Annotated in this window: 17 protein-coding genes and 1 pseudogene; 14 read left to right on the forward strand and 4 right to left on the reverse strand. The window is 44.2% G+C overall.

The annotated features are described in order from the left end of the window. Positions 1-117: 117 nt before the first annotated feature. The 3 genes from EYR97_RS11300 to EYR97_RS11310 all read left to right on the forward strand — a co-directional run bounded on the left by EYR97_RS11300 (position 118) and on the right by EYR97_RS11310 (position 3,932). On the forward strand, positions 118-2,601 hold the full coding sequence (locus EYR97_RS11300) for a TonB-dependent receptor (protein ID WP_131093925.1): 2,484 nt from the start codon (positions 118-120) through the stop codon (positions 2,599-2,601). Between the two features lie 126 nt (positions 2,602-2,727). Then, on the forward strand, positions 2,728-3,351 hold the full coding sequence (locus tag EYR97_RS11305) for a gamma-glutamylcyclotransferase (RefSeq protein ID WP_131093926.1): 624 nt from the start codon (positions 2,728-2,730) through the stop codon (positions 3,349-3,351). Between the two features lie 62 nt (positions 3,352-3,413). Beyond that, positions 3,414-3,932, forward strand: coding sequence for a GNAT family N-acetyltransferase (locus tag EYR97_RS11310; RefSeq protein ID WP_131093927.1), 519 nt, complete (start codon positions 3,414-3,416; stop codon positions 3,930-3,932). Positions 3,933-3,999: 67 nt separating this feature from the next. Here EYR97_RS11310 and EYR97_RS11315 read toward each other — a convergent pair. Together EYR97_RS11315 and EYR97_RS11320 are read right to left on the reverse strand one after the other, a co-directional pair. Then, positions 4,000-4,609: pseudogene (locus EYR97_RS11315) on the reverse strand (peptidylprolyl isomerase). A gap of 16 nt (positions 4,610-4,625) precedes the next feature. Continuing rightward, on the reverse strand, positions 4,626-5,837 hold the full coding sequence (locus EYR97_RS11320) for a methyltransferase (protein WP_131093928.1): 1,212 nt from the start codon (positions 5,835-5,837) through the stop codon (positions 4,626-4,628). A 250-nt stretch (positions 5,838-6,087) separates the two neighbouring features. Here EYR97_RS11320 and EYR97_RS11325 point away from each other — a divergent pair, with 250 nt between their 5' ends. The 3 genes from EYR97_RS11325 (at position 6,088) to EYR97_RS11335 (ending at position 7,717) form a co-directional block, all read left to right on the forward strand. Then, a complete protein-coding gene (locus EYR97_RS11325) occupies positions 6,088-6,744 on the forward strand; it encodes an alpha-ketoglutarate-dependent dioxygenase AlkB family protein (RefSeq protein WP_404840963.1) in 657 nt (218 codons plus the stop codon). A 61-nt stretch (positions 6,745-6,805) separates the two neighbouring features. Continuing rightward, complete coding sequence (locus EYR97_RS11330) at positions 6,806-7,126, forward strand: BolA family transcriptional regulator (RefSeq protein ID WP_131093929.1); 321 nt, start codon at positions 6,806-6,808, stop codon at positions 7,124-7,126. A 9-nt stretch (positions 7,127-7,135) separates the two neighbouring features. Continuing rightward, positions 7,136-7,717, forward strand: coding sequence for a nucleotidyltransferase family protein (locus EYR97_RS11335; protein WP_207308057.1), 582 nt, complete (start codon positions 7,136-7,138; stop codon positions 7,715-7,717). A 47-nt stretch (positions 7,718-7,764) separates the two neighbouring features. On the opposite strand, the gene EYR97_RS11340 is transcribed toward EYR97_RS11335, so the two are convergent. Continuing rightward, positions 7,765-9,141, reverse strand: coding sequence for a nitrate regulatory protein (locus EYR97_RS11340; protein ID WP_131093930.1), 1,377 nt, complete (start codon positions 9,139-9,141; stop codon positions 7,765-7,767). Positions 9,142-9,448: 307 nt separating this feature from the next. After that, positions 9,449-9,736, reverse strand: coding sequence for a hypothetical protein (locus EYR97_RS11345; protein WP_131093931.1), 288 nt, complete (start codon positions 9,734-9,736; stop codon positions 9,449-9,451). A gap of 239 nt (positions 9,737-9,975) precedes the next feature. On the opposite strand from EYR97_RS11345, the gene EYR97_RS11350 reads away from it, so the two are divergent. The 8 genes from EYR97_RS11350 (at position 9,976) to EYR97_RS11390 (ending at position 22,910) form a co-directional block, all read left to right on the forward strand. Further along, positions 9,976-11,541 (forward strand): SulP family inorganic anion transporter, encoded by a 1,566-nt coding sequence (locus EYR97_RS11350; protein ID WP_131093932.1) that lies wholly within the window; start codon positions 9,976-9,978, stop codon positions 11,539-11,541. Between the two features lie 340 nt (positions 11,542-11,881). Continuing rightward, on the forward strand, positions 11,882-14,431 hold the full coding sequence (gene nirB, locus EYR97_RS11360) for a nitrite reductase large subunit NirB (RefSeq protein ID WP_131093933.1): 2,550 nt from the start codon (positions 11,882-11,884) through the stop codon (positions 14,429-14,431). A gap of 32 nt (positions 14,432-14,463) precedes the next feature. After that, a complete protein-coding gene (nirD, locus tag EYR97_RS11365) occupies positions 14,464-14,817 on the forward strand; it encodes a nitrite reductase small subunit NirD (RefSeq protein ID WP_131093934.1) in 354 nt (117 codons plus the stop codon). Between the two features lie 26 nt (positions 14,818-14,843). Next, the gene (locus tag EYR97_RS11370) at positions 14,844-17,672 is read left to right on the forward strand and encodes a nitrate reductase (protein ID WP_131093935.1); all 2,829 of its coding nucleotides are present in this window, start codon (positions 14,844-14,846) and stop codon (positions 17,670-17,672) included. A gap of 25 nt (positions 17,673-17,697) precedes the next feature. Then, positions 17,698-18,636 carry a uroporphyrinogen-III C-methyltransferase gene (gene cobA / locus EYR97_RS11375; protein WP_131093936.1) on the forward strand — a complete coding sequence of 313 codons (939 nt, stop codon included), beginning with the start codon at positions 17,698-17,700 and terminating at the stop codon, positions 18,634-18,636. Next, positions 18,620-19,606 (forward strand): glycosyl transferase family protein, encoded by a 987-nt coding sequence (locus tag EYR97_RS11380; protein WP_131093937.1) that lies wholly within the window; start codon positions 18,620-18,622, stop codon positions 19,604-19,606. Before cobA ends, EYR97_RS11380 begins: the two co-directional genes overlap by 17 nt. A gap of 435 nt (positions 19,607-20,041) precedes the next feature. Beyond that, a complete protein-coding gene (locus tag EYR97_RS11385; protein WP_242634992.1) occupies positions 20,042-21,310 on the forward strand; it encodes a bifunctional UDP-sugar hydrolase/5'-nucleotidase in 1,269 nt (422 codons plus the stop codon). 1 nt (position 21,311) lies between these two features. After that, positions 21,312-22,910, forward strand: a complete 1,599-nt coding sequence (locus EYR97_RS11390) for a diguanylate cyclase (RefSeq protein ID WP_131093938.1) — start codon at positions 21,312-21,314, stop codon at positions 22,908-22,910. Positions 22,911-22,954 lie beyond the last annotated feature (44 nt).

Genomic DNA, 22,954 nt, shown 5'->3' on the forward strand with positions numbered 1-22,954 from the left:
ACGTCGAGTTGAATGCTAGAGAGCTTGAGACAACTGGCAGTTGACATTAAAGCCTATTTGCTGAAAAATGTTATAACATCACAAGCTTATGTTATAACATCTCCCAGAAGGAAGCTCATGAAAATGCGTTCACTGCTAAGTTTGACAATAGCAGGGCTGCTAAGTGCACCTGTATATGCCACAACGGTAACCGGTAAAGTGACGGACTCTACCGGTCAGCCTGTTGCTGGAGCAGAAGTTAAAATTGAGGGAACACGTCGTGTAGCCTTCACAGATGCAAATGGTATCTATCGTTTTGAAGACGTTAAGCAACCTCACATTCATTTGCACGTTTACTCTTCTGACTATATTCATGGCGACAATGACCTCGGTGATGTCAGTACCGATCAGAATGTGGATTTTGTGCTTAAACCCGCCTCTGTTGAAAACATCGTTGTCACCGCCAATGCATTGCAATCATCAGTACTAGAATCAGTAACACCTGTGACGGTAATAGGTGCTGACAAGCTGCGTAAGATTGAAGCACCTACGCTAGGGGAAACGCTAAAGAACGCACCTGGCGTGCACAGTACGTATTTTGGCCCGGTATCGAGTAGCCCGGTTATTCGAGGCAACGATGGCCCTCGTGTGAAGATTGTTCAAAACGGCTTGGATGTGTCAGACGTTTCTCGCGTAGGTCCTGATCACAACGTAGCCACTACGTTGGCGAGCGCTACGCAAGTTGAAGTTTTGCGTGGACCTGCGACCTTACAGTATGGCAGCGGTGCAATTGGTGGTGTGGTTAATGTGGTAGACAAACGCATTGCACAATATCAACTTGACGGCGTAGAAGGTGAAGCCGAAGTAAATTACAGCACGGTAAATGAGGGTAAATATACTCGCGGTGATATTACCGGTGGCAATGGCAATATTGTGTGGCACCTCGATGGTTTTTATCGCAATACCGAGAATGCTGATATACCTGGGTATGCATCTATAGAGCCCGATGAAGACGAACCAAAGGGTGTTCTTGAAAGCAGCGCAATGGAAACTACTAATGTTGTTGCTGGCCTTTCTTATGTTGCAGAGGAAGGCTATTTCGGCTTTGCTGTAGAAAAGCTAGACAATGAGTACGGTGTGCCGGGGCACAGTCATGCGCATGGTGAAGAAGAGCACGAGGACGATCATGAGCTTGAAGGTGATCACGAAGATGAACATGAAGAGCATGGTGCTGAAGGTGTGTTGCTTGATGTCGATATGACCCGCTATCAAGCTGCTGGTGAATGGCATTCACCAGTACAAGGCTTAACCAATGTGAAGTTCGCCGCGGCTTACACCGACTACGAACACGCTGAAATTGAAGATGGCGTTCCCGGTACTGTATTTACTAACAAGAGCAGCGATATTCGTTTGTCGGCCTATCACGAAGAAATAAGCGGTTGGCACGGTGTATTCGGATTGCAGTTCAATCACAGTGATTATAACGCAGTAGGTGAAGAAGCGTTCACTCCAGCGAATACGACATCTGGCTTTGCGCTTTATTTAATTGAGCAGAAGAAGGTTGGTGATGTTACGTTTGAGCTAGGTGGGCGATTAGAGCGCACCACACTAGATGCCGATGATAGCGAAATTGAACTCGAAATTGCGCATGATGAACACGACGAGCACGAAGGTGAAGAGCACGAAGGCGAGGAGCACGACGAACACGAAGAGCATGACGCTCATGAGTTAGCGTTTGATTTTCCTGAGTATGACTTTACCAGCCTTTCATTGTCAGCGGGCGCAAATTGGGAATACATTGAAGGCTACTCTGTTGCCCTAACACTTTCTCGTAGCGAACGAGCACCTAGTCAGCAAGAGCTATTCTCAGCGGGCCAACACTTGGCAACGCAAAGTTATGAAGTTGGCCTTATTTTCGATATGGACGAAGAAGGCCATATTGAAGAAACGCTAAAAAGTGTTAATGAGGAAGTGAGTACCAACCTTGATATTACTTTCCGTAAATTTACTGGCGATTGGGGTTACAGTGTATCGCTGTTCTACAATCAAGCTGACGATTATATTTTTCAAACCAGCACTGGCTTGATTGCACTGGGTGGGCATGATGAGCACGAAGAAGAAGGTGTGGAAGAGGAGCATGATCACGAAGACGAGAGTCATGCAGATGAAGAAGGCTTACCGGTCTATTACTTCCAGCAAGCCGATGCTGACATTTGGGGCTTCGAAGCCGAAACCTATATCGACTTAAGTAACACGCTTCGTTTAACCATGTTTGCTGATTATATTCGCGCTGAAATAGAAGATGACAACCTTCCTCGCACACCGCCAATGCGCTTTGGTAGCGAGTTAAGTTACGCAAACGATGGTTTAAGTGCGGATGTGGGGTTCACATGGTATGACACGCAAACCGATGTGGCTTCGTTTGAAACTGCAACGGATGGGTACACACTTGTAAATGCCAGTGTTCAATACGAGTTTGGTGGTCAGGGTGTCGATTGGATTGTATTTGCGCGAGGCGATAACCTGACGGATGAAGAAGCGCGTGTACACACGTCATTTTTGAAAGATCAGGCGCCCCTACCTGGACGTAACTTCACCGTTGGTGTTCGTGCAATGTTCTAGTAAGGCGTTAGCATAAGTTAACACGCTTTAACTTAATCTTATCGATAAGCGGTGTTTCCAACACCGCTTTTTTCGTTATAGTGAAAAATTATTCTTAGTTTCCTGATTAAGTAATAGGGACCCCAAATGCATCAGCTTAAACAGTGGCTAGAATCGCTTACCTCGCAGCACGTTGTAGTGGGGTATGGAAGTTTACTGAGCAAAGATAGCCGTGAACGCTTTTCAAATATTCACACCACAAGCTTACCGGTAACTGTACAAGGTTTCGAACGTGCTTGGGTTACACGCAGTATTCAGGAAAAGCAAACCTATGTGGGTGCCGTAACGAAATCAAGCAGCCAGCTTAACGCTCAGCTCATTCCCACAGATATAAACCCTTCGCTTAAAGAGCGCGAAAAGGACTACCGTTTTGTGAAAGTTAACTTGCAAGATATTGCGTTTGTGAATGAGGGGTTAGACAACTTATGCCTAAGCTACGATGCCTTGGAGCAATTGTCTTTCTGGATATGCGAGACACTAGACTGTGTGCCTCCATCGCTAGATTTTCCTGTGAATCAAAGCTATGTTGATACGTGTATGTCAGGATGCCTAGAACATGGTGGTGTTGGGGAAGCGGAAGCATTCTTCGCTACCACACAGTTATGGGAGCACCCTAGAAGTAGTGACAGAAAAAATCCGCAATACCCAAGGGCTGCAAAGGTCAGTCGCAATATACAAGATGAAATAGATCGCATCATTGGGCAAGCTTAAAAAACGGCGTTACACGACACTTTCCATGAGATTTTACAAGAGAGACTACATGAGACGTTACATTGAACAGTAATTCCACGAATTTATACTCTGAGCGCTTATGCCTTCGGCCTTTAACACTGGCCGATCAGCATTGGGTATTAGCACTTCAGCAAGATGCACTGTGGCTTAAATATATAGGCAGCAAAGGGGTGAATACCCTTCAAGATGCGTGCGACTATATTGAAAATACTAATGCACAGCGTCAGGAGTGGGGCTATGGTTTATGGGCAGTTGAAGACAAACATACCGCACAACCTCTAGGAGTGTGTGGGTTATTTAATCGGTTTGCCTTTCAGTGCCCCGATTTGGGTTTTGCTATGCTGCCTGAGTCGCGAGGAAAGGGAATATGCCAAGAGGCATGCCATGCAGTGATTGCATGGGCAAAGGCGCAAAACTACACTTTCCTCACGGCCATGACCCACCCAGAAAACAGTGCATCACAATGTGTTTTACAACGGGTTGGATTTACCAAACAGGGCGTGTTTTTCGACAAAGCTTTTTCTGGGCAAACACTGTTCTGGTTGAGTTTGATTGATTAGAGCGTGCTTGTTTTCTCACACGCTCTGTTCACACTGGAATGCCGTTATATGCCTCCAGCTATGTTGTTTAAAGTGGTGGAAGCACAGTTACTTTTTTAATAACAATTGGTTCAATAGGCACGTTGTTAGCATTGAGTCGAATTGAATACTCGGTTTCAACTTCTGACATTGCATCAACAATGTCTTCTCCTTCAACAATGACACCAAAAACGGCGTACCCCCAGTCTCTTCCGGGGTTTAAGCTGGTATTGTCATTCACATTAAAAAACGAACTGCCTATTGGCTGTATGTGGTTCGCTTTGTCTTGCCATCGCGATAGTGTGCAAGTCATTGGTCAAGCCATTTCCCGATTCGTTGAAAATATCGGGAAAGTTAGACTTTCCGTTAAAGTCCGCCGTGTAGCCCCCACCTTGTACAACAAACCCTGGCACTATGCGGTGGAAAATGGTGTCTTCGTACGCGCGTTTATCAACATAACGCAAGAAGTTGTTTACTGTGATCGGGGCGCGTCGTCTATCCAATTCTACAATAATGTCGCCCATGGTCGTTTCAAACTTAACCCTAGGGTAATAGTTATCTGGTTGTACATGGGAGCCGTCGTCGTTTTTTGCAGCAACAGTGACGGTACTAAATGCAATAAGTAAGAATGAGATAAAACTAAACAGTGTCTTATTCATGAATAATCCTATTTTTTCAACGTTTTGCGGTGCCCAAGATAACGAATTTTTTATCGCTGGCAAGTACTTTAGCACCACCGAATAGCTTTTTGAGTTTAATGTGGTAATCGAGATGACGGTTTCCCACTACCACTAAATGGCCACTTTTCATCAACAGTTCACGTGCGTCATTAAACATTTGCCACGCGATGTGATCGGTAATTACATTTTGTTGATGGAATGGCGGATTACAGAGTACTTTAGTGACCTTTGGACGAGGCTCTCGGGCAATCAAATTTTCTAAACAGTTACTTGCAACAAACTCGCATTGGCCAATTTTATCGGGGAAATTGTTGAGCACGTTAAGGCGCGCACTTTCAAGCGCCATATAAGACTCATCAACAAAAATAACCTTGCAATCAGGGGCTATCGCTAATGCATTGACGCCTAATACGCCGTTGCCACAACCTAAATCGACAACTACATCATTACTACTTACTGTCATGTGCTCAAGCATTATTCTTGCGCCAATATCCAGTGATTGACGTGAAAACACGTTGGCAAGATTATCCAGCGTCAAAGCAACGCCGCTCGTTCCTTTACACTCCCAACGGGTTGGGTAGGGAGAGGTATGTTGCTTCTTATCTTGTCGTGGCGTCGAAAAAATAAGTCGCGACTTTTTCTTCGCAAGGGAGGTGGTGGTTTCGCCAATATACTTTTCAAACAACGCAAGTACAGACTTGGTGATGGATTTTACTTTTCCGGCAGCGATAACACGGGTTTGTGTTGTTAAGTAAGGTTGTAAGTCGATAAGCTGTTGTTCAAGTAACGCCAAGGCTCGCGGCACTTTAATTACTACTACGCTCGGAGTTTGGTTTGAATTTAGGGGTAAAGGTTGAACACTGGTAAGCACTGTTACTGGCTCAAATGACGCATGATCACTTGCGTTATCAAGTAACGCATTTCCTGCCAAGTTCTCTTTAAGCGAGCGTGTGGCAATATAGGAGTCTGAAATCCACAGCGGCTTCAAATAGGAAAACCAGCAACCCAGTGTACCAAAGTCATCATTGTAAATCGCAAGAGGTGAGTCTTGCGTTATCGCAACAGCACTTTCACTTTGCAGATTTTCAATGTATTCAATAATGAGCTCATCCGCACTGTCCCACGCTTGTAAGCTCACATGCTGATGTTTCTGCGGGTAGCGGATCAAACTGAGTTGACGGTCTGCAAATAAAAATTCTGTATTCATGGAAAAAGTAAGTGGGCCTTAAAACGCGTACAATGTGTACTTTATATGGCGACAAACACCGTATTAATTTACCCCGTAGAATACCATTTTCTGCTGCTAAGGACATGCATCAATTATACTTGAAGTCTAAATACAACTGACACTCGTATGTTATACACAATCTGTGCGGACTGGTATTAAGCTCGTATGTTAAGCTAGATATGTTGTAAAGCGGTTTGCAATAACGCAGACAAGCAATCAAAAGGTCCTCATGCAGTTTTCGTTATTTGACAAAAGTACTGATGGCACACCGGGCAATGGTGAAGAAAAAGTACGTTCATCACTGGAGTCGATGTTGCTGCCTTTGCCTGATGCGCACGTACAGTATTTTCCCAATGCAATTGCAAGCGCTCACGCCGATAACTACTTTGAAACTCTTAAAGCTCAGTTACCGTGGCGGCAAGATGTTATAAAGCTGTTTGGCAAATCGGTCAAAATTCCGCGCTTACAGAGTTGGCATGGTGACCCTCAATGTCAATATACTTACTCCCATTTAACCATGCAGCCGAATCCGTGGACGCATGAACTCACCGATATAAAAACACTATGTGAGTCGTTGTCGGGTTCACGGTTTAATAGCGTACTGGCGAATTGGTATCGAGATGGGCAAGACAGCATGAGCTTTCACGCCGATGATGAGGCAGAACTAGGTGCGAACCCTGTTATTGCTTCAGTAACCTTTGGGCAAGCCAGACCGTTTGTGTTTAAGCACAAAGTTACCCGAGCAACCTATCGATATACGCTTAACCACGGTAGCGTGCTAGTGATGGCGGGCGAAACACAGCGACATTATGTGCATGGCATAGCAAAGACGGCAAAACCGATAGGTGGTAGAATTAATCTCACATTCCGACAGCTGATTTTGTAGATATTGTTTGTCGGTGCATATTGTAGATGTAGATTGTAACTATTTGGGGTAAGCAGAGATAATGGAAGTAAAAGCGTTTTTAGAATCAGCTATTCAATCGGCTTTAGCGCCAAGCTATCTTGATGTCGTTGACGAAAGTTATATGCACAATGTGCCAGACGGAGCCCAAAGCCACTTTAAAGTAACTGTGGTAAGCGACGCATTTGAAGGTAAGCGTTTGTTAGCACGTCACCGTGAAATAAACGCCCTAGCGGCGGATGCCCTTGCAGGGCCTGTGCATGCATTAGCCTTGCATACTTATACCCCTAACGAGTGGGAAGATAAAGGAGGGCAAGCTATCGCCTCACCCCAGTGTTTAGGTGGAAGTAAGCAAGACAACTAGTTCACAATCATGCAACCAAGGTCCTATTCTATCTTACCTGAACACTATGAAGCTGTTTCGGCTCTTATAGCGGCTGATGCGTTTAGAATGGCCTGCTTAACTGCCTTGCGTAGTATGGCGTTACCGCAAGGTTATATAGGGGCGGGCTTTTTGCGCAATGCCATTTGGGATGCGCTGCATAACAAAGCCTTCGCTACCCCGCTTAATGATGTGGATGTTATTTACTTTTGTCCAAACAGTACCCAAAGCCAAGATAAACACATAGAGGCCGAGTTGGCGAGACTAATGCCTGACGTGAATTGGCAGGTAAAAAATCAGGCGAGAATGCACCTTCTACACGGTCACGAGCCCTATGCCTCTTGTGAAGAAGCTATTTCATATTGGGTAGAACGAGAAACCTGTGTAGCAATAAAGTTAAACGATAACGACAAACTGGAACTGCTAGCTCCCTTTGGCTTAACAAGTAGTTTCGAAGGTAGTTTAAGCATAAATCCCATGCATGGTAGACCCGATGTGTTTCGCGCAAGAGTTGAAGCCAAACAGTGGTTAACACAGTGGCCGAAACTTAGGTTGGAAAAAGAAACTTTTTAACCCTTGCTCGCATTCCTTTCTTTGCTTTAACAAGGCCGTATTTTTATTTATGGTTTTTGCCTTGCCTTTGTGGTTGTAGTAACGGCAACCACTTTGGATGCAATATCTATAATAGTCGTATTTTCACTCATGGCCTGCTTTTGCATACGTCGGTGCGCGTCATTTTCGCTAATGTGGAATTTTTCCATGATCACCAATTTGGCGCGACTAATTAGTTTTTGTTCGTTAATTGCGCGTTTAGCATCTTCCAGTTCTCTTTCAACATCTTCGATATGTTGGGCTTGTGAGCGCAATAAATCGTAAAAAGATCGATGAGCCGACAGTGTTTGAGTTTGCTCTGTCAATGACGAAACCTTTTTGTTTCTGTTTATTCCCTCTTTCGTTTGCTTGTCTTCAGCTTTTCCTTCTTCAATCAAACCAGGCATACTTGGATCAAACAACAACGTTAACGGTGAACCATCCGTAGCATGTTGGTGATTGAAGCTTTCAATCAATTGCTGGTGGTTAGCCATCTCATTTTTTGCATCGATCACCTTTTGGTTTGCCTGTTGAAGTAAAGCCTCCGTCAGCTGCACTTCAATATTTTGCAGGGCATCAATACGCCGCGTTGCGATATCAAACCACACTTCTGAAATCTCTGATGCTATAGGGCTTCCATTGCTTAATTGAGAAATCATGTTTCTAAGCTGCATAATGTCAGATGCTGCGGAACTACTTTCCAGCTCAACAAATGCCTGTTGAAGTGCCCTGTCACTGAATTCATTGAAAATTGCAAAATGGCGTTCTTGCGCCTGCTGAAGTGTCGTCAGTTTCTCGCAAAGGCTAACATCGAAGTGGGTTTCAGCAAAACCTATAGCTCCCCATGCACGTTCTTGCCCAGCATATTCTTTTGCTTGCATAAAATTAAAAAGTGCAACGAGAAGTCGTGTTATAGCAGGGTCGCTTGCAATATCTGCTGCTTCAAAAACAACCGTTAATAAACTTGCAATAAGACGGCTAAAAGCGCGAGTAGAGTCAAGTGGTGAAAGGTTTTGTTGTGTAATTTTATCCCTCAATATAGAGAGGTGATCTGCTGCTTGCATGGCAAGTGTAATACTGCTGAGTAGTCGCGGATTCCCTGACTGAATAGAGTCTGTCAGATACAGCGACTTCAACTGACTGTTAAGAGCCGACTCAGCTTCATCACTCGCGACAAGGTACTGTTGTCGCTCACTAACATAACGCTCACCTTGGGAAGCAAGATAGATATTGCTTGCTCCTCGTTCTTTTTGCAGTGCATGAATGAGCTCTCGCACCGCTATTACAATGCGGCAATTACTCGATAATTGCTCTAAAACGGCGATTTCCGCGCGTTTCGTTGCCAATAGAAAACGCTTTGTTGCGTCACTGCACAATGCACTGAAAGATTCAGATTGTTTAAGCATAATGATTATTTGCTGTTATTACGTCTTAGGCGACAAGATAGATAGGAACTTGTTGCTTACTGAATAATTAAAAATACACAGCACAACACGCTCCCGAATATTCTAATACCTTAGCCTGCAACAGCTATGCCTTATTTCGACAAGTTCAGTAATTTCCTCTAAGGTGATAAACCTTAACTGAGGCTAGGCAGGAAAAGATGGAGGATTTTTAGAAATTAGACCAAAACTTAATTTGATCCAGTAGCAGAGAAAAGCGTAATTCGGAAAGGTTGGCTGCACCATTATGGCGCAACCAAGCAGTGATATATCAGTTTCTAACGACGCGTAAAAACCAGCCCACGAAAAGGGAGATAAGAAACCCAAAAAAGGTAACTAAGATTGTAATGGTGAGCATCTGACCAGAAAAGTCGGCGTTTTCACCGGTCTGTTCACTAACTAACATGCCAGAAGCTTGAAAAATAAAAAGTGCGGCAACTGAAAATAGTAATATTACCGCAGTCGACATTAGTGTCGCTTTCCAATACGCCTTAGGTGACATCCAGTGAATTGCGCCAGCCACACAGACGCATAAAATGGTGAGTGTATAGGGTACCACTTTGACTCCTCTTGAGAATTTTATTCATTATGGTAATGCATCACAGTCGCCATAGTAACAAATCAGTGAGAACAATGTGATCATTTGACGCACCGCACTAACAACCTATTAAAAGATTTTATGCACTAATGGTGATAGAATCGCCAACAAATTTCTATAAAGCCTTTTAGAGCCTGTTGTTCGACGACAGAGATGCTATAAAAGGCTTTTGTGTTTAACACCCTAGTTTCTGAGAGAACATGTTCAATTTAATTACAAGTAAAGACAGCAATGTAAAAAATGATGTGCTTTCTGGTATTACTGTCGCATTGGCGCTAGTACCGGAAGCCGTGGCATTTGCATTTGTAGCTGGCGTTGAACCCATGATTGGTTTGTATGCTGCGTTTATGATGGGATTGATCACATCCGCTATTGGTGGGCGCCCAGGCATGATATCTGGTGCTACTGGTGCAATGGCCGTTGTTATGGTGGCATTGGTTGCTCAGCACGGTGTGCAGTACTTATTTGCCGCCGTGATTTTAGCCGGACTACTGCAAATTTTGTGTGGTATTTTCAAGCTTGGGAAGTTTATTCGACTTGTGCCATATCCTGTTATGTTAGGGTTTGTGAACGGTCTTGCTATTGTTATTTTTCTTGCTCAGCTTGGTCAGTTTAAAGTCATTAATGCGGCGGGTGAGCTGCAATGGATGGAAGGGACATTACTTTATTGGATGCTTGGCTTGGTCGCGTTAACCATGGCAATTATCTACTTATTGCCCAAATTGACCACGGCGGTTCCTGCTTCGTTGGTGGCAATTGTAGCCGTTACAGCCTTGGTACATGGTCTAGACCTTGAAGCGCGTACAGTTATCGATTTCGTAAGAGACCTGTTACCTGCTGACCAGCGAGATTCCGCGACGCTGGCCGGTGAATTGCCTAGTTTTGCAATTCCTATGGTGCCATTCACGTGGGAAACCTTCATGATTATTCTACCTACATCTGTCATTTTGTGTCTTGTAGGTTTAATTGAATCTTTGTTAACACTTACGCTTATCGATGAGATGACCGACACCCGTGGTCGCGGAAACAAAGAATGTGTTGGCCAAGGTGTTGCCAATACAGTTAATGGCTTTTTTGGTGGTATGGGCGGTTGCGCCATGATTGGTCAAAGTATGATTAATATTAACTCGGGTGGTCGTGGGCGTTTATCTGGTATTACTGCAGCTGTTGTACTGTTGGGGTTCATTTTATTTGCTGCTCCATTAATCGAAATGATCCCATTAGCAGCGTTAGTTGGTGTGATGTTCGTTGTAGTTATTGCTACCTTCGAATGGGCATCATTTAGAATTGTGCGCGGTGTGAATAAAGAAGATGCGTTCGTTCTATTTTTGGTAACCGGTGTAACCGTTATCGCTGACTTGGCAATTGCCGTTGTTGTGGGTGTTATTGTGTCTGCACTTGTCTTTGCGTGGAAACACGCACGTCATATCGAAGCAAAATCACATATCGATAATGATGGCTGGAAGGTTTACGAACTTGATGGGCCGTTGTTCTTTGGTTCGGTATCTCATTTTAAAGACTTGTTTGATATAGCTAACGACCCAGAAGATGTGGTGATTGACTTTAAAGAGTCACGTATTTGGGATTCATCAGGCATAGATGCGTTAGATTCACTTGCTGGCAAATACGAAGAGCAAGGCAAGAAGCTGCATATTCGCCATATTAGCGACGAATGTCGTTCATTGTTACGCAAAGCGGATAAGTACGTAGAAATTAACGTGGTAGAAGACCCGCGTTATCGCGTTGCGACAGACAAATTAGCGTAAATCCACGCAAAGAGCGTGCCGTAACACGAAGAGGGTGTTTGCTGCACCAAGTAAATACAATATTGCGTTTGTTTGGTGCATCTAGTGTACTTGTTATCGTGTGATTTTTTGACTTATTCTATGTAAATTAATAAGTTACAGATTTGGCACTTATATTGGATACTCTTTAAGGTAAAGTGTGATTTAGCGATTTTGTGTCAATCGCTAAAAGTGTGTGAAATAAAACACTCCGTAAAATGTGTGAGCTAAGCATCTTGTCAGTGCTTAGCAAATAGGCAACGAAGCCCGCATCAACGAAAGTTGAAGCGGGCTTTTTTTTGTCCCAAATAAGGGGAATATCATGACTTCATTGGACGTAAAAAAGCGAATTGTTGTTGTTGGTAACGGCATGGTAGGCCACCACTTTGTCGAGCAGCTTCACCAAAGCGAAGCCAATGTTGACATTACCGTACTATGTGGTGAGTCACGTTTGGCCTACGATCGGGTTTACTTGTCATCGTTCTTCAGTGGTGCAACTGCAGAAGATTTGGCCTTAACCACACCCGCGCAATATGCCCAATGGGGGGTGAATGTAGTTACCAATGCAATGGTGACTGATATTGACCGCACTCAACAACAGGTCACAACACAAGATGGCCAGTCCTTTGAATACGACAAGCTAATACTTGCTACTGGCTCTTATCCTTTTGTACCGCCAATTCCCGGCAACGATCAAGAACACTGCTTAGTATATCGCACTATTGATGACCTTTTGGCAATTGAAGCATCGGCAAAAGTCAGCAAGGTTGGCGTTGTCGTTGGCGGTGGTTTACTGGGCCTTGAAGCGGCCAATGCATTAAAACAGGCCGGCCTTCAAACTCACGTTGTCGAGTTCGCTCCTCAATTAATGGCAGTGCAGCTAGACCAAGCAGGTGGCAATCTACTAAAAGAAAAAATTGAATCACTTGGTGTGACGGTACATACGCAAAAAGCCACACAAGTTATCGAAGCAGGAGAACAGTGTCGTTATAAAATGGTGTTTGCTGACAACTCGGTATTAGAGACAGACATGATCCTTTTCTCTGCCGGTATCAGACCGTCTGATCAACTTGGTAAAACGGCCTCACTGGCCTTGGGTGAACGCGGTGGTATCGTCATTGATAATCAGTGTGTGACATCTGACCCTAATATTTACGCTATTGGTGAATGTGCGCTTTGGGACAACAAAATTTTTGGATTGGTTGCCCCTGGCTATGCCATGGCACGTGTTGCAGTGAGCCACTTAACCGATGGTGACAAGCAGTTTACTGGTGCAGATATGAGTACCAAACTCAAGCTTATGGGCGTTGAAGTTGGTTCAATAGGTGATGCCCATGAACGCACGCCCGGCGCGCTTAGTTATACCTATTTGAATCAGCCGGAAGGCGTGTACAAAAAACTTGTGGTAGATAGCGCACAACAAAAAGTACTCGGCGCCGTTTTGGTGGGTGATACGTCTGAATATGACACGTTACTGCAATACGCTTTGAATGATATTGCGTTGCCCGAGCACCCTGAAAGCTTAATTTTACCATCGTCTGATAGTGCACCTGCTCTTGGTGTTGATGCATTGCCTGATACTGCTTCTATTTGTTCATGCTTGAATGTAACGAAAGGAGACATTGTCGCAGCCATCGATAGTGGTTGTTGTAGTGTGGCTGATGTCAAAGGTCAAACTAAAGCAAGCAGCGGGTGTGGCGGCTGTGCTGCGCTTTTAAAGAATGTGGTTGACGGTGAACTTGAAAAGCGTGGTGTGGAAGTATCAAAAGCCATTTGCGAGCACTTTAATCACACACGCCAAGAGCTATTTCACATTGTTAAAGTGAATGGTATACGCACATTTGAAGAGCTGATAAGTCATCATGGAGAAGGACTTGGGTGTGACGTATGTAAGCCCGCAGTAGGCTCTATTTTGGCATCAGTTTACAATGAATACATTCTCGATAAGGCCCATTTGCCTTTACAAGATACCAATGATATTTACCTCGGTAATATGCAAAAGGATGGCACTTACTCCGTTGTGCCTCGGGTACCGGGTGGTGAGATTACACCAGAGAAACTCATTTTATTGGGCGAAATTGCCAAGGAATATCATCTTTACACCAAAATCACGGGTGGGCAACGTATTGACCTGTTTGGCGCCCGCGTTGAGCAACTACCAGACATTTGGCAAAAGTTAGTCGATGGCGGTTTTGAAACCGGACATGCCTATGCCAAAGCGCTTCGCACAGTGAAGTCCTGTGTTGGCAGCACATGGTGTCGCTATGGCGTGCAAGATTCAGTTGGTACCGCTATTGACCTAGAAAATAGATACAAAGGCTTACGCGGGCCGCACAAGATTAAGTTTGCGGTTTCAGGCTGTACCCGCGAGTGCGCCGAAGCACAAAGTAAAGACATCGGTGTAATTGCCACTGAACAAGGCTGGAACCTTTATGTGTGCGGTAATGGAGGCATGAAACCTCGTCATGCCGATCTGTTCGCTACCGATTTAGATACTGAAACCCTCATCAAATATATCGACCGCGTTTTAATGTTCTACGTAAAAACCGCCGACCGACTGCAAAGAACATCCGTATGGATGGACAATCTAGAAGGCGGCTTGAGCTATTTACAAGACGTAGTCATCAACGACGCGCTTGGCATTAACGATGAGCTGGAGTCGCAGATGAATGCCGTTGTAGATGCGTATCAATGCGAATGGAAAACCACACTTGAAAATGAGGAGGCGAGAAAACGCTTCCGTCAATTTGTAAATAGCAATGAAAGTGATAGCAACATTCAGTTTGTGTCTGAACGGGGGCAAGTGAGACCGGCAACTGAGAAAGAAAAGTTAGCTGGAGCCGAAAAGCTCATCCCTGTGGCGATGGTGTAATTATCTTAATTTAAATTTTTGAGGAACGAAAAATGACTGCAGCGCAAGATATATCACCGGTTTGGCATTACGTCTGTGACGCCAGTGAACTGGTACTTAATAGTGGTGTATGTGCACTCGTCGGTGAGCAGCAAGTCGCAATATTCAATATCGATATGAACGGTTTCACTTCCCTTTATGCGGTGAGTAATTACGACCCTATTGGTAAGGCAAACGTTATATATCGCGGTTTGATAGGTTCATTGGAGGGGGAGCCAGTGGTGGCTTCACCTTTGTACAAAGAACACTACTTTCTGCAAAGCGGAGTGTGTAAAGAGCGCAATGACATAACACTTAAAACCTTTGCGATAAAACAAGATGGTGAGCAAGTCTATATTGCTTGTTAGCGCTTAATTTATAAGTAGGATTCTAGATGAATATGCCAATACCTCAACCTGAAATAGCGACTGAACAATTAAGGCAAACCACATGCCCTTATTGCGGTGTAGGTTGTGGTGTGGATATCAGTTGCAACGTAAGTGCGCGTGCCATAACCCTGGACAACGTTAAAGGCACGCCCGAGCATCCCGCCAATTTTGGAAGATTGTGTATAAAGGGCGCAAACCTGCTAGAAACAAACGGCTTAGAAGGGCGTTTGTTGTACCCAACCATAGCAGGAGAGCGGGTGGATTGGGACACGGCCACAAGTACCATTGCAGATAAAATTACTTCTACCATAGCGCAGTATGGTGCGGATGCCGTTGCTTTTTATGTATCTGGGCAATTACTTACGGAAGACTACTATATCGCCAATAAGCTCATGAAAGGCTTTATTGGCAGTGCCAATATCGATACGAATTCTCGTTTGTGCATGTCTTCAGCGGTGTCAGCTTATAAACGTGCGTTTGGCGAAGATGTGGTCCCGTGCAATTACAGCGACCTTGAAAATACCGACCTGCTGGTGATTACGGGGAGTAACACGGCGTGGGCACACCCTGTTCTTTTTCAGCGGATAACACGGGCAAAGTTACGTAACCCGAACATGAAAGTGGTGGTCGTCGACCCCCGTCGCACCGAAACATGTACCATTGCCGATGTACACCTAGCCATCAAACCAGGTAGTGATGTGGCATTGTTCAATGGCTTGTTAGATTTTGCGCAAAGCACAGACCGTATTAACCACACTTTGGTTAGCCAGTTTGCAGAGGGGTTAGCAAGTACACTTGAATCAGCAGCTGGCCTGACAATAGAAGAGATTGCACAGCAATGCGACATATCAACATTGCAGTTGAAAGCGTTTTACTCCCTCTTTTGTTCATCACCACGGGTTATTACTTTCTACTCTATGGGCGTAAATCAATCGGCTTTTGGCGTTGATAAAGCACAGAGTATTATCAATTGTCACTTGGCGCTCGATTTAGTTGGTAAGGAAGGCTGCGGGCCGTTTTCTATCACAGGGCAACCCAACGCCATGGGCGGGCGTGAAGTTGGCGGCCTTGCAAATATGTTGGCTGCACACCTTGATTTAGACAATGAAGAGCACGTTCAAGCGGTTCAAACATATTGGAATGCTCCTAGTATGCCGGCGCAACAAGGGCTAAAAGCCGTAGATTTGTTCAACGCAGTTGAGCAAGGAAAGGTAAAATTCATATGGATCATGGGCACTAACCCAGTGGTAAGCATGCCCAACCGTTTGCAGGTAGAGCGTGCACTGAAAAAGTGCGACATGGTTGTGGTTTCAGATATTGTGGTGTCTAATGATACCCTCAATTTTGCGCATGTTGCGCTACCTGCAACGGGATGGTCTGAGAAAAATGGAACGGTGACCAATTCGGAGCGTCGAATTTCAAGGCAAAGAGGCATTCTTGCCGCGCCTGGCGAAGCAAAGCACGACTGGCAAATAATGTGTGAAGTCGCCAAGGCAATGGGATTTGTTGATGCTTTTAGCTTCAGTCACCCCGCACAAATATTCAGTGAGTACGCAGGGCTAACTGGGTATCAAAATAACGGAAAGCGTTTGCTTAATCTGTCGCCATTAAAGGGTTTAAGTGAAGCTCAATATGATGGGCTTTCACCCATACAGTGGCCAATTCGTCATGCATTCGAACAGGGCGACGAGCTTGTTTCTCTTCGCCCTTTCGCCGATAAACAGTTTCCAACAGCAAGTGGCAAGGCGCGGCTCGTACCCGTGAAATTTAACCCGCCGTTGCAACTCACCAATACTACTTACCCTTTTGTAGTAAATAGCGGCCGTGCACGAGATCAATGGCATACTATGACCCGTACAGGCAAGGCCACTAAGTTGTTGGCTCATATGGCAGAGGCTTGCGTACATATACATCCTGACGATGGGAAAGCATTAGGGTTAAGTAACGGTGATTTGGCGTCTTTGAAAAGTACTTCAATGGAAAACACAACGAAGTCTGATGATGAAGACCGCTTGGGAGGCAATGGCAAAAATAAAACCAAGGATGCCACAACATCAAAGGTTATTTACCCAGTGAAAATAGACCCTTCCATGCGTAAGGGAGAGGTATTCATTCCTATTCATTGGTCTGGTCAATGGGGGTCGCACAGCAAGTTAGGGGCATTATACGCAAGTGCCGTCGATGCCATTTCAGGGCAGCCTGAATTGAAGCATGCTGCAGCCTCTATTACCCCTGTCAGCTACGACGTGTACGGCAGTTTTTTGTTTGGTGAGCAATGTGACGAGTACGCCTTAAAGGAATCTGTGGATTTTTGGACAAAGACCCTCGTTCCTACTAGTGATAATTCTGAAGCAGAAGTTTTGAACTTCGCTAAAAATGGTAAACGTGCCGATATTGCAAAAGCGCTGTTGACGGTACTGCCTCAAAATACGGTACAGCATCAATTTCATCACAATGATTACTCAGTGTGTATAGCCCTTAAAAATGATGTGTTGTGTTTTATTGCTGTTTTAAGTGATGAACCTATTATTCCTAAATTAGAGTGTTACATGCCAAGTAACTGGTTAGCCTCGTTGTTGAATAACCCCCTTTCGTTGGAAAAGCAATGCAAGCTTATGCGCTGTGAAGTGGATGAAAGTTTCCTTAATGGCAGTGTGGTGTGCAGTTGTTTCAATGTGAGAGAAAAGCCCATTAATGAAGCAATAAAAAATGGAGTGAATTCAGTGAGTGAGCTGGGTTTGAAGCTTAAGTGCGGTACGAACTGCGGTTCCTGTAAGCCTGCATTAGCAGACATGTTATCTCAATCGACGTCTATAAAATTTCAAGCGAATTAATGCCTTTTCTTTTAGGAGTGAGCTTATGTTATCAGTTACTTCAGTATTTTCTTTTCTGAATTCTTCGTTGCTTTCTTCCGTATTATCACAATCGCCATTATTGCGGTTATCACACTATTTAAGAACGGGGCCGTTTGCACTTAAAACGCCGTTACACTCAAGAAATGATACACGAAGTAGTCAGGACTCTTCTAAAGGGCAAGTATTCATAGTTGGCGCAGGGCCAGGCGATAGCGAGTTATTAACGCTAAAAGCGTTTCGACTGTTACAAACCGCTGACGTTGTATTATTCGATGCGCTAGTGAGCGACGAGGTACTATCGCTTATTCCAAACGGCGTTGCTAGGGAATACGTGGGTAAACGTTGTAAGAAGCACAGTGCATCGCAAGCTGATATTTGCCACCGTATTGTTGATTTGGCCCTTCAAGGGAAGTTAGTAGTGCGACTTAAAGGCGGCGACCCCGCGTTATTTGCCAGAACAAGTGAAGAGGCCGTTGCTCTTGAACAAGCAGGTATTTCATTTGCTATTGTGCCTGGTATCACTGCTGCTTCAGGTGTTTCTGCTTATACAGGTATTCCGCTCACTGATAGGCGTTGCGCCCAATCGGTTAGTTTTATCACGGCGCATTTTAAAGATGCATCCCAATGGCCTGAAATGGCACCATTGGCGCAAAATGTACTCAAACAGACTGTAGTAGTGTATATGGGGCTAAGTCGTCTACAAGGCTTGTGCAATGGGCTTAAGCAGTTTGGCGTACCTAGTGATTGGCCAGTAGCAGCAATTGAAAATGCCACAATGCCGTCGCAGCGCATAATCACCGGTACACTGAGTTCAATAGGCGCCAATGTTAGTCATGCCAATTTAACTGGCCCCACGTTACTTATTTTAGGAAAGGTGGTAGAGTTTCGACATTCAGTCGATACCATCCTACTTCACACGAAAAAGCATGCAGCCACCATTTAGTGAATACATCAAAATAATTGGCAAGGGCCAAAAAGGGGGGCGCAGCCTTACCCGTGAAGAAGCCTATTACGCAATGAAAATGGTACTTGCCAATCAAGTGACTGGTGAGCAGCGCGGCGCGTTTTTGATGTTATTGCGAACACGGGAAGAAACCGCCGAAGAAGTCATCGGATTTATCGATGCCTGTCGTGAATTGCTTACCCCAGATGTCCGAAGCTTAACCCCTACCATTGATATTGGCTGTTACGCGGGTAAACGCAGACAGCTACCCTGGTATTTACTCGCCGTGGCCGTGCTTGTAAGACAAGGTTACGCTATTATGCTTCACGGTGCCCACGAGCCTGGTTCTGGTCGTCTGTATGCCAGTGAGGTATTACCCGCGTTAGGATTACCTGCAGTTGAAAGTATTGCCAGTGCTCAACAGCAGTTGAATTCTCAGGGGGTAACCTATCTTGATTTGTCTTATCTTTTGCCTGCCCTTGATGACATTATAAAGTTAAGAGAAGTTTTTGGTTTGCGCTCATGTGCTAATACATTGGCGCGGTTACTTAACCCCAGTGCGGCTAAATATTGCGTACAGGGTGTTTATCATATGCACCTAGACTACAAACACTGTCGCGTAAATGAAAACTACCCCAATACCGATGCCTTGTGTTTCAGAGGTGATGGCGGAGACCCAGAAGTCAATGGCGAGAGAGAAACCGCGCTACTTATTACCCGAGCAGGGCAAACAGAAGAAGTGACATTACCTGTTGTCTCAGATAAATGGGCGTTGAAAGACAAGTACATGAACGTAGAGGATATGCTAGATGTTTGGTACGGTAGTAAGAATAGTTTATATGGTGAGCAAGCCATTATAAGTACCCTGGCAAGTTATTTGGTGCTCATTAGTCAATGTGATGCCTCTGACGCGCTAAGGGATGCTCGCCGTTTATGGGCAGAGAGAAATAAATCTGCGTTACCTTTTTAAGGGAGGAGATATTTTAGAAAGCTGACCCTCGAATATCCATTTTTGCTTAAAGGCTTCAGCGAAAACGTAAATCAAAAATCCTAAGGTCCTATTAACAAAAGGTTTACTTTGAGTTTTCTTAGACAATAGTCTCCTTCTTGCGTCATCGTCTTGACTTATTAGTCGCTATAATTGTTAATGAGATAAAAATGAGCGTGGATAAAGCAAAACAATGCGACTGGGGCTATTCCTTCTTCTACTTACTATTTTTCCGTTAGTTTCTAAGGCTGATCATGCTCACCTGCCGGTTACTTTTATTTTTTCAGCGGACATGCCTAATATTTCGGAAGAGCAATCCGGTTACTACGCACAGTTACAAACACTTGTAAAAAAATATCGAAAACAAGGTGGTACGGTTTTTTTATCTATGGCGGAGGCTCGATAGGCCCAAGTGCGTTGTCTTCGTTCGACCGTGGGTCGCACATTATCGATATTCTTAATACTATTGAACCTGATGTAATGGGGATAACGAAGCGCGAGTTTAGTTTCTATGAAGATGAACTGTCATTGCGTTCCTATGAAGCGGCATTCCCTTTTGTCACGAGCAATGTCATTGATAATCGTGTGGGGCGTGCGCTAGATGGTCTAAATACATCAGTACTGATTACCAAAAACAATATTACGTTAGGGGTAATCTCTGTCCTTCATGACAGAGTAATAGATGAATATCAACTGTCAGATATCTCGATAGAGTCACCTCAAAAAGCCATTTTAGAAGAGGCAAAATCACTTAGGCAACGAGGGGCTGATATCGTATTATTGCATTATTCTTACCCATTTCCGTTTGTTGAAAACCTATTAGCTAAACACGTTGTTGATATCGCTTTTATTTCAGATAGCCGTTTAAGCGAAAAGCATGCTGACAGCGAAGCGCATTCACCAAGTAGTATTCGACTACAAAAGGCTGGCTATGCTGTTGTTGCAGAATTAGGTGAGCAATCGCATTGGACAATTGCTAATGTAGAAGAAATTGAGTTGAGTCAGTTAACGGCGGACGCGTTTGTTAAAGAACAGATTAAAGGATATGAATCAAGGCTTAAACGCTTGCTGAACATTCAAATTGGTGAATGGCAATCGAGCTTCTCAACCTTAAGAACTAAAGTAAGAAGCGAAGATAATGCATTTGCTAATTACATTGCGGATACACTGCGAAACTACGCTAAAACGGATGTGGCTATAGTGAATGGCGGTAGCATTCGAGGGAACAAAGAGTACACCGCAGGCATGCCGATAACGAGGCATGATATTGTCACTGAAATTCCTTTCAGAGCACATGTGGTGAACATGAGCTTGACTGGAGCGCAGTTGATATTAGCTCTTGAAGAGGGATTGTCCCAATACGAAAATTTAAAAGGTGGGTTTCCTCATGTATCCGGCATGACTTACACCTTTGATGCCAATGCTCAGCCACTTAAACGTGTGAAAAGCGTTTTGGTAGCAGGGCAGCCACTTGACAGGCAAAAAGTTTACACCCTCGCAACCAGTAACTTTCTCGCTAATGGTGGGGATGGATTTTATGCACTAAAAGATGCACGGCACAATAAGGCGCAATCGATACGTCAACCTCAAATCTCCGACTTAGTGATACGGTCTATTACTAGTCAATATGAAGTGACACTTGAGAAAGAAAAAAGAGTCCTAAACGAAGCGGAAGGCGGGATTTAGGATGCAAAATAAAAAGACAACTTTGTATGTTTTTATTTTTGCACAATGCAGCGTCATGGTGCTATTTATTCTTATTCTGTTACTGTCCCTTTTTAGGCTTCACGACGTTCGCCAATTACTCGGTGATGTAACAACTAACGCTGTCCCTGCTTTAAGCCAAGCGGCGGTGATTACTCGAGATGTGCAGCAATTGGTTTCGTTGACAACCCGTTTAACTTCTGTGGAGAATCAGTCGGCAAGGCGTATTATTAAAGGTCAGTTAGATGAAGCGCTTGCTAGGCTAGAATCATCAGCACTTCAGCAAGAGCACAGTGACAAATATTTTTCAACACAGTTGAACGTGCTTGCACAAGAAATAGAAGAACTCAACACACTAGTTCGTCAGCAAATAGAGGTTGAGAAAGAAGTAAAAGTTGAGCGAGAAGCACTTTTTGATTACCTGAATCAAGTTTTTGAAGGCCGAGATGAAAGGTATATTGAGCTCAAGTCTTCTCAAGTTCTTGTATCTCTCACGTTAAAAATTGCGCAAATTAACCAACAGTTTCAGTTGCATGAACTCAGATTATTAGAAGGCAAAATTGCCCATCAGCTAAAGCAATTACGCGAAAGTGCAGATAAAGGGCAATATACTGATAAATTAGTTATCACTCTTGAAAAGGCAATATTAGGCGAATGGGGCATGGTTGATAAACAGGCCAATGTCATGCGGATTCGCGGGCGTTCTCGTGGAAGAGGGAGTTTTGTTGAGCACCTCGCTGAGGAAGTCGCTTCTAGCATAGAACTTCGAGCAAGTGAGGTTACAAAGAATACGGCACAGAGTGCGTTATCAGCAAGCACACGCGTTACTGACCAGATTACCCTGTCGCTAGGGTTGTCTACACTCGTTATGCTTATTTGCTGCGCCATCATTTTCTATATTTATAAGCGTATTATTCTTCGCTTAATCGCCTTGACCAATATGGTTGAGCACGCTAGTGATGAGGTGGTTGAATTTGAAGGTAACGACGAGGTTTCTCGCTTGGCAAAGAGTTTTGCGCTGTACTTTAATCGTGTGAAAACACAGGAAGCAGAGCTAATAAGGCTGTCTTTAAGTGATGCGCTTACTAATATCGCCAATCGTAGAGCATTTGAACTTGAAATAGAAAAAAGTATGGCAATGGCTAAACGCCATCAGTGGCCATTAACGATCATGCTTATCGATGTGGATTTCTTTAAAGCTTATAACGACCATTATGGCCACACTCAAGGTGATTTGTGCTTAAAAGCAGTCGCGTCATGTTTAAACGACACTATAACGCGAAATACCGACTTTTGTGCACGTTTTGGTGGTGAAGAATTTGTCGCTATCTTACCTAATACCGATGAAAAGGGCGCACAAGTTAAAGCGCAAGCAGTGCGAGAAGCGGTAGAACAACTCCAAATAAAACATGAGAAAAGTGTTGTGTCAGCGCATGTGACAGTAAGCTTGGGGGTGGCAACATATTATTCTACTACCGATGCTAATTGGGGTGTCAAAACCGTGCTAGATACCGCTGATAAGGCACTCTATAACGCTAAAGTTTCTGGTAGAAATCGATGTGTGTTTACTATCCATAGATAAGGTAATTATGGGCGCTTTATGGTGTCGTGTTTATATCGAATAAA

The sequence above is a fragment of the Alteromonas sp. KUL42 genome, assembly GCF_006538325.1.
Classification (GTDB): Bacteria; Pseudomonadota; Gammaproteobacteria; order Enterobacterales; family Alteromonadaceae; genus Alteromonas.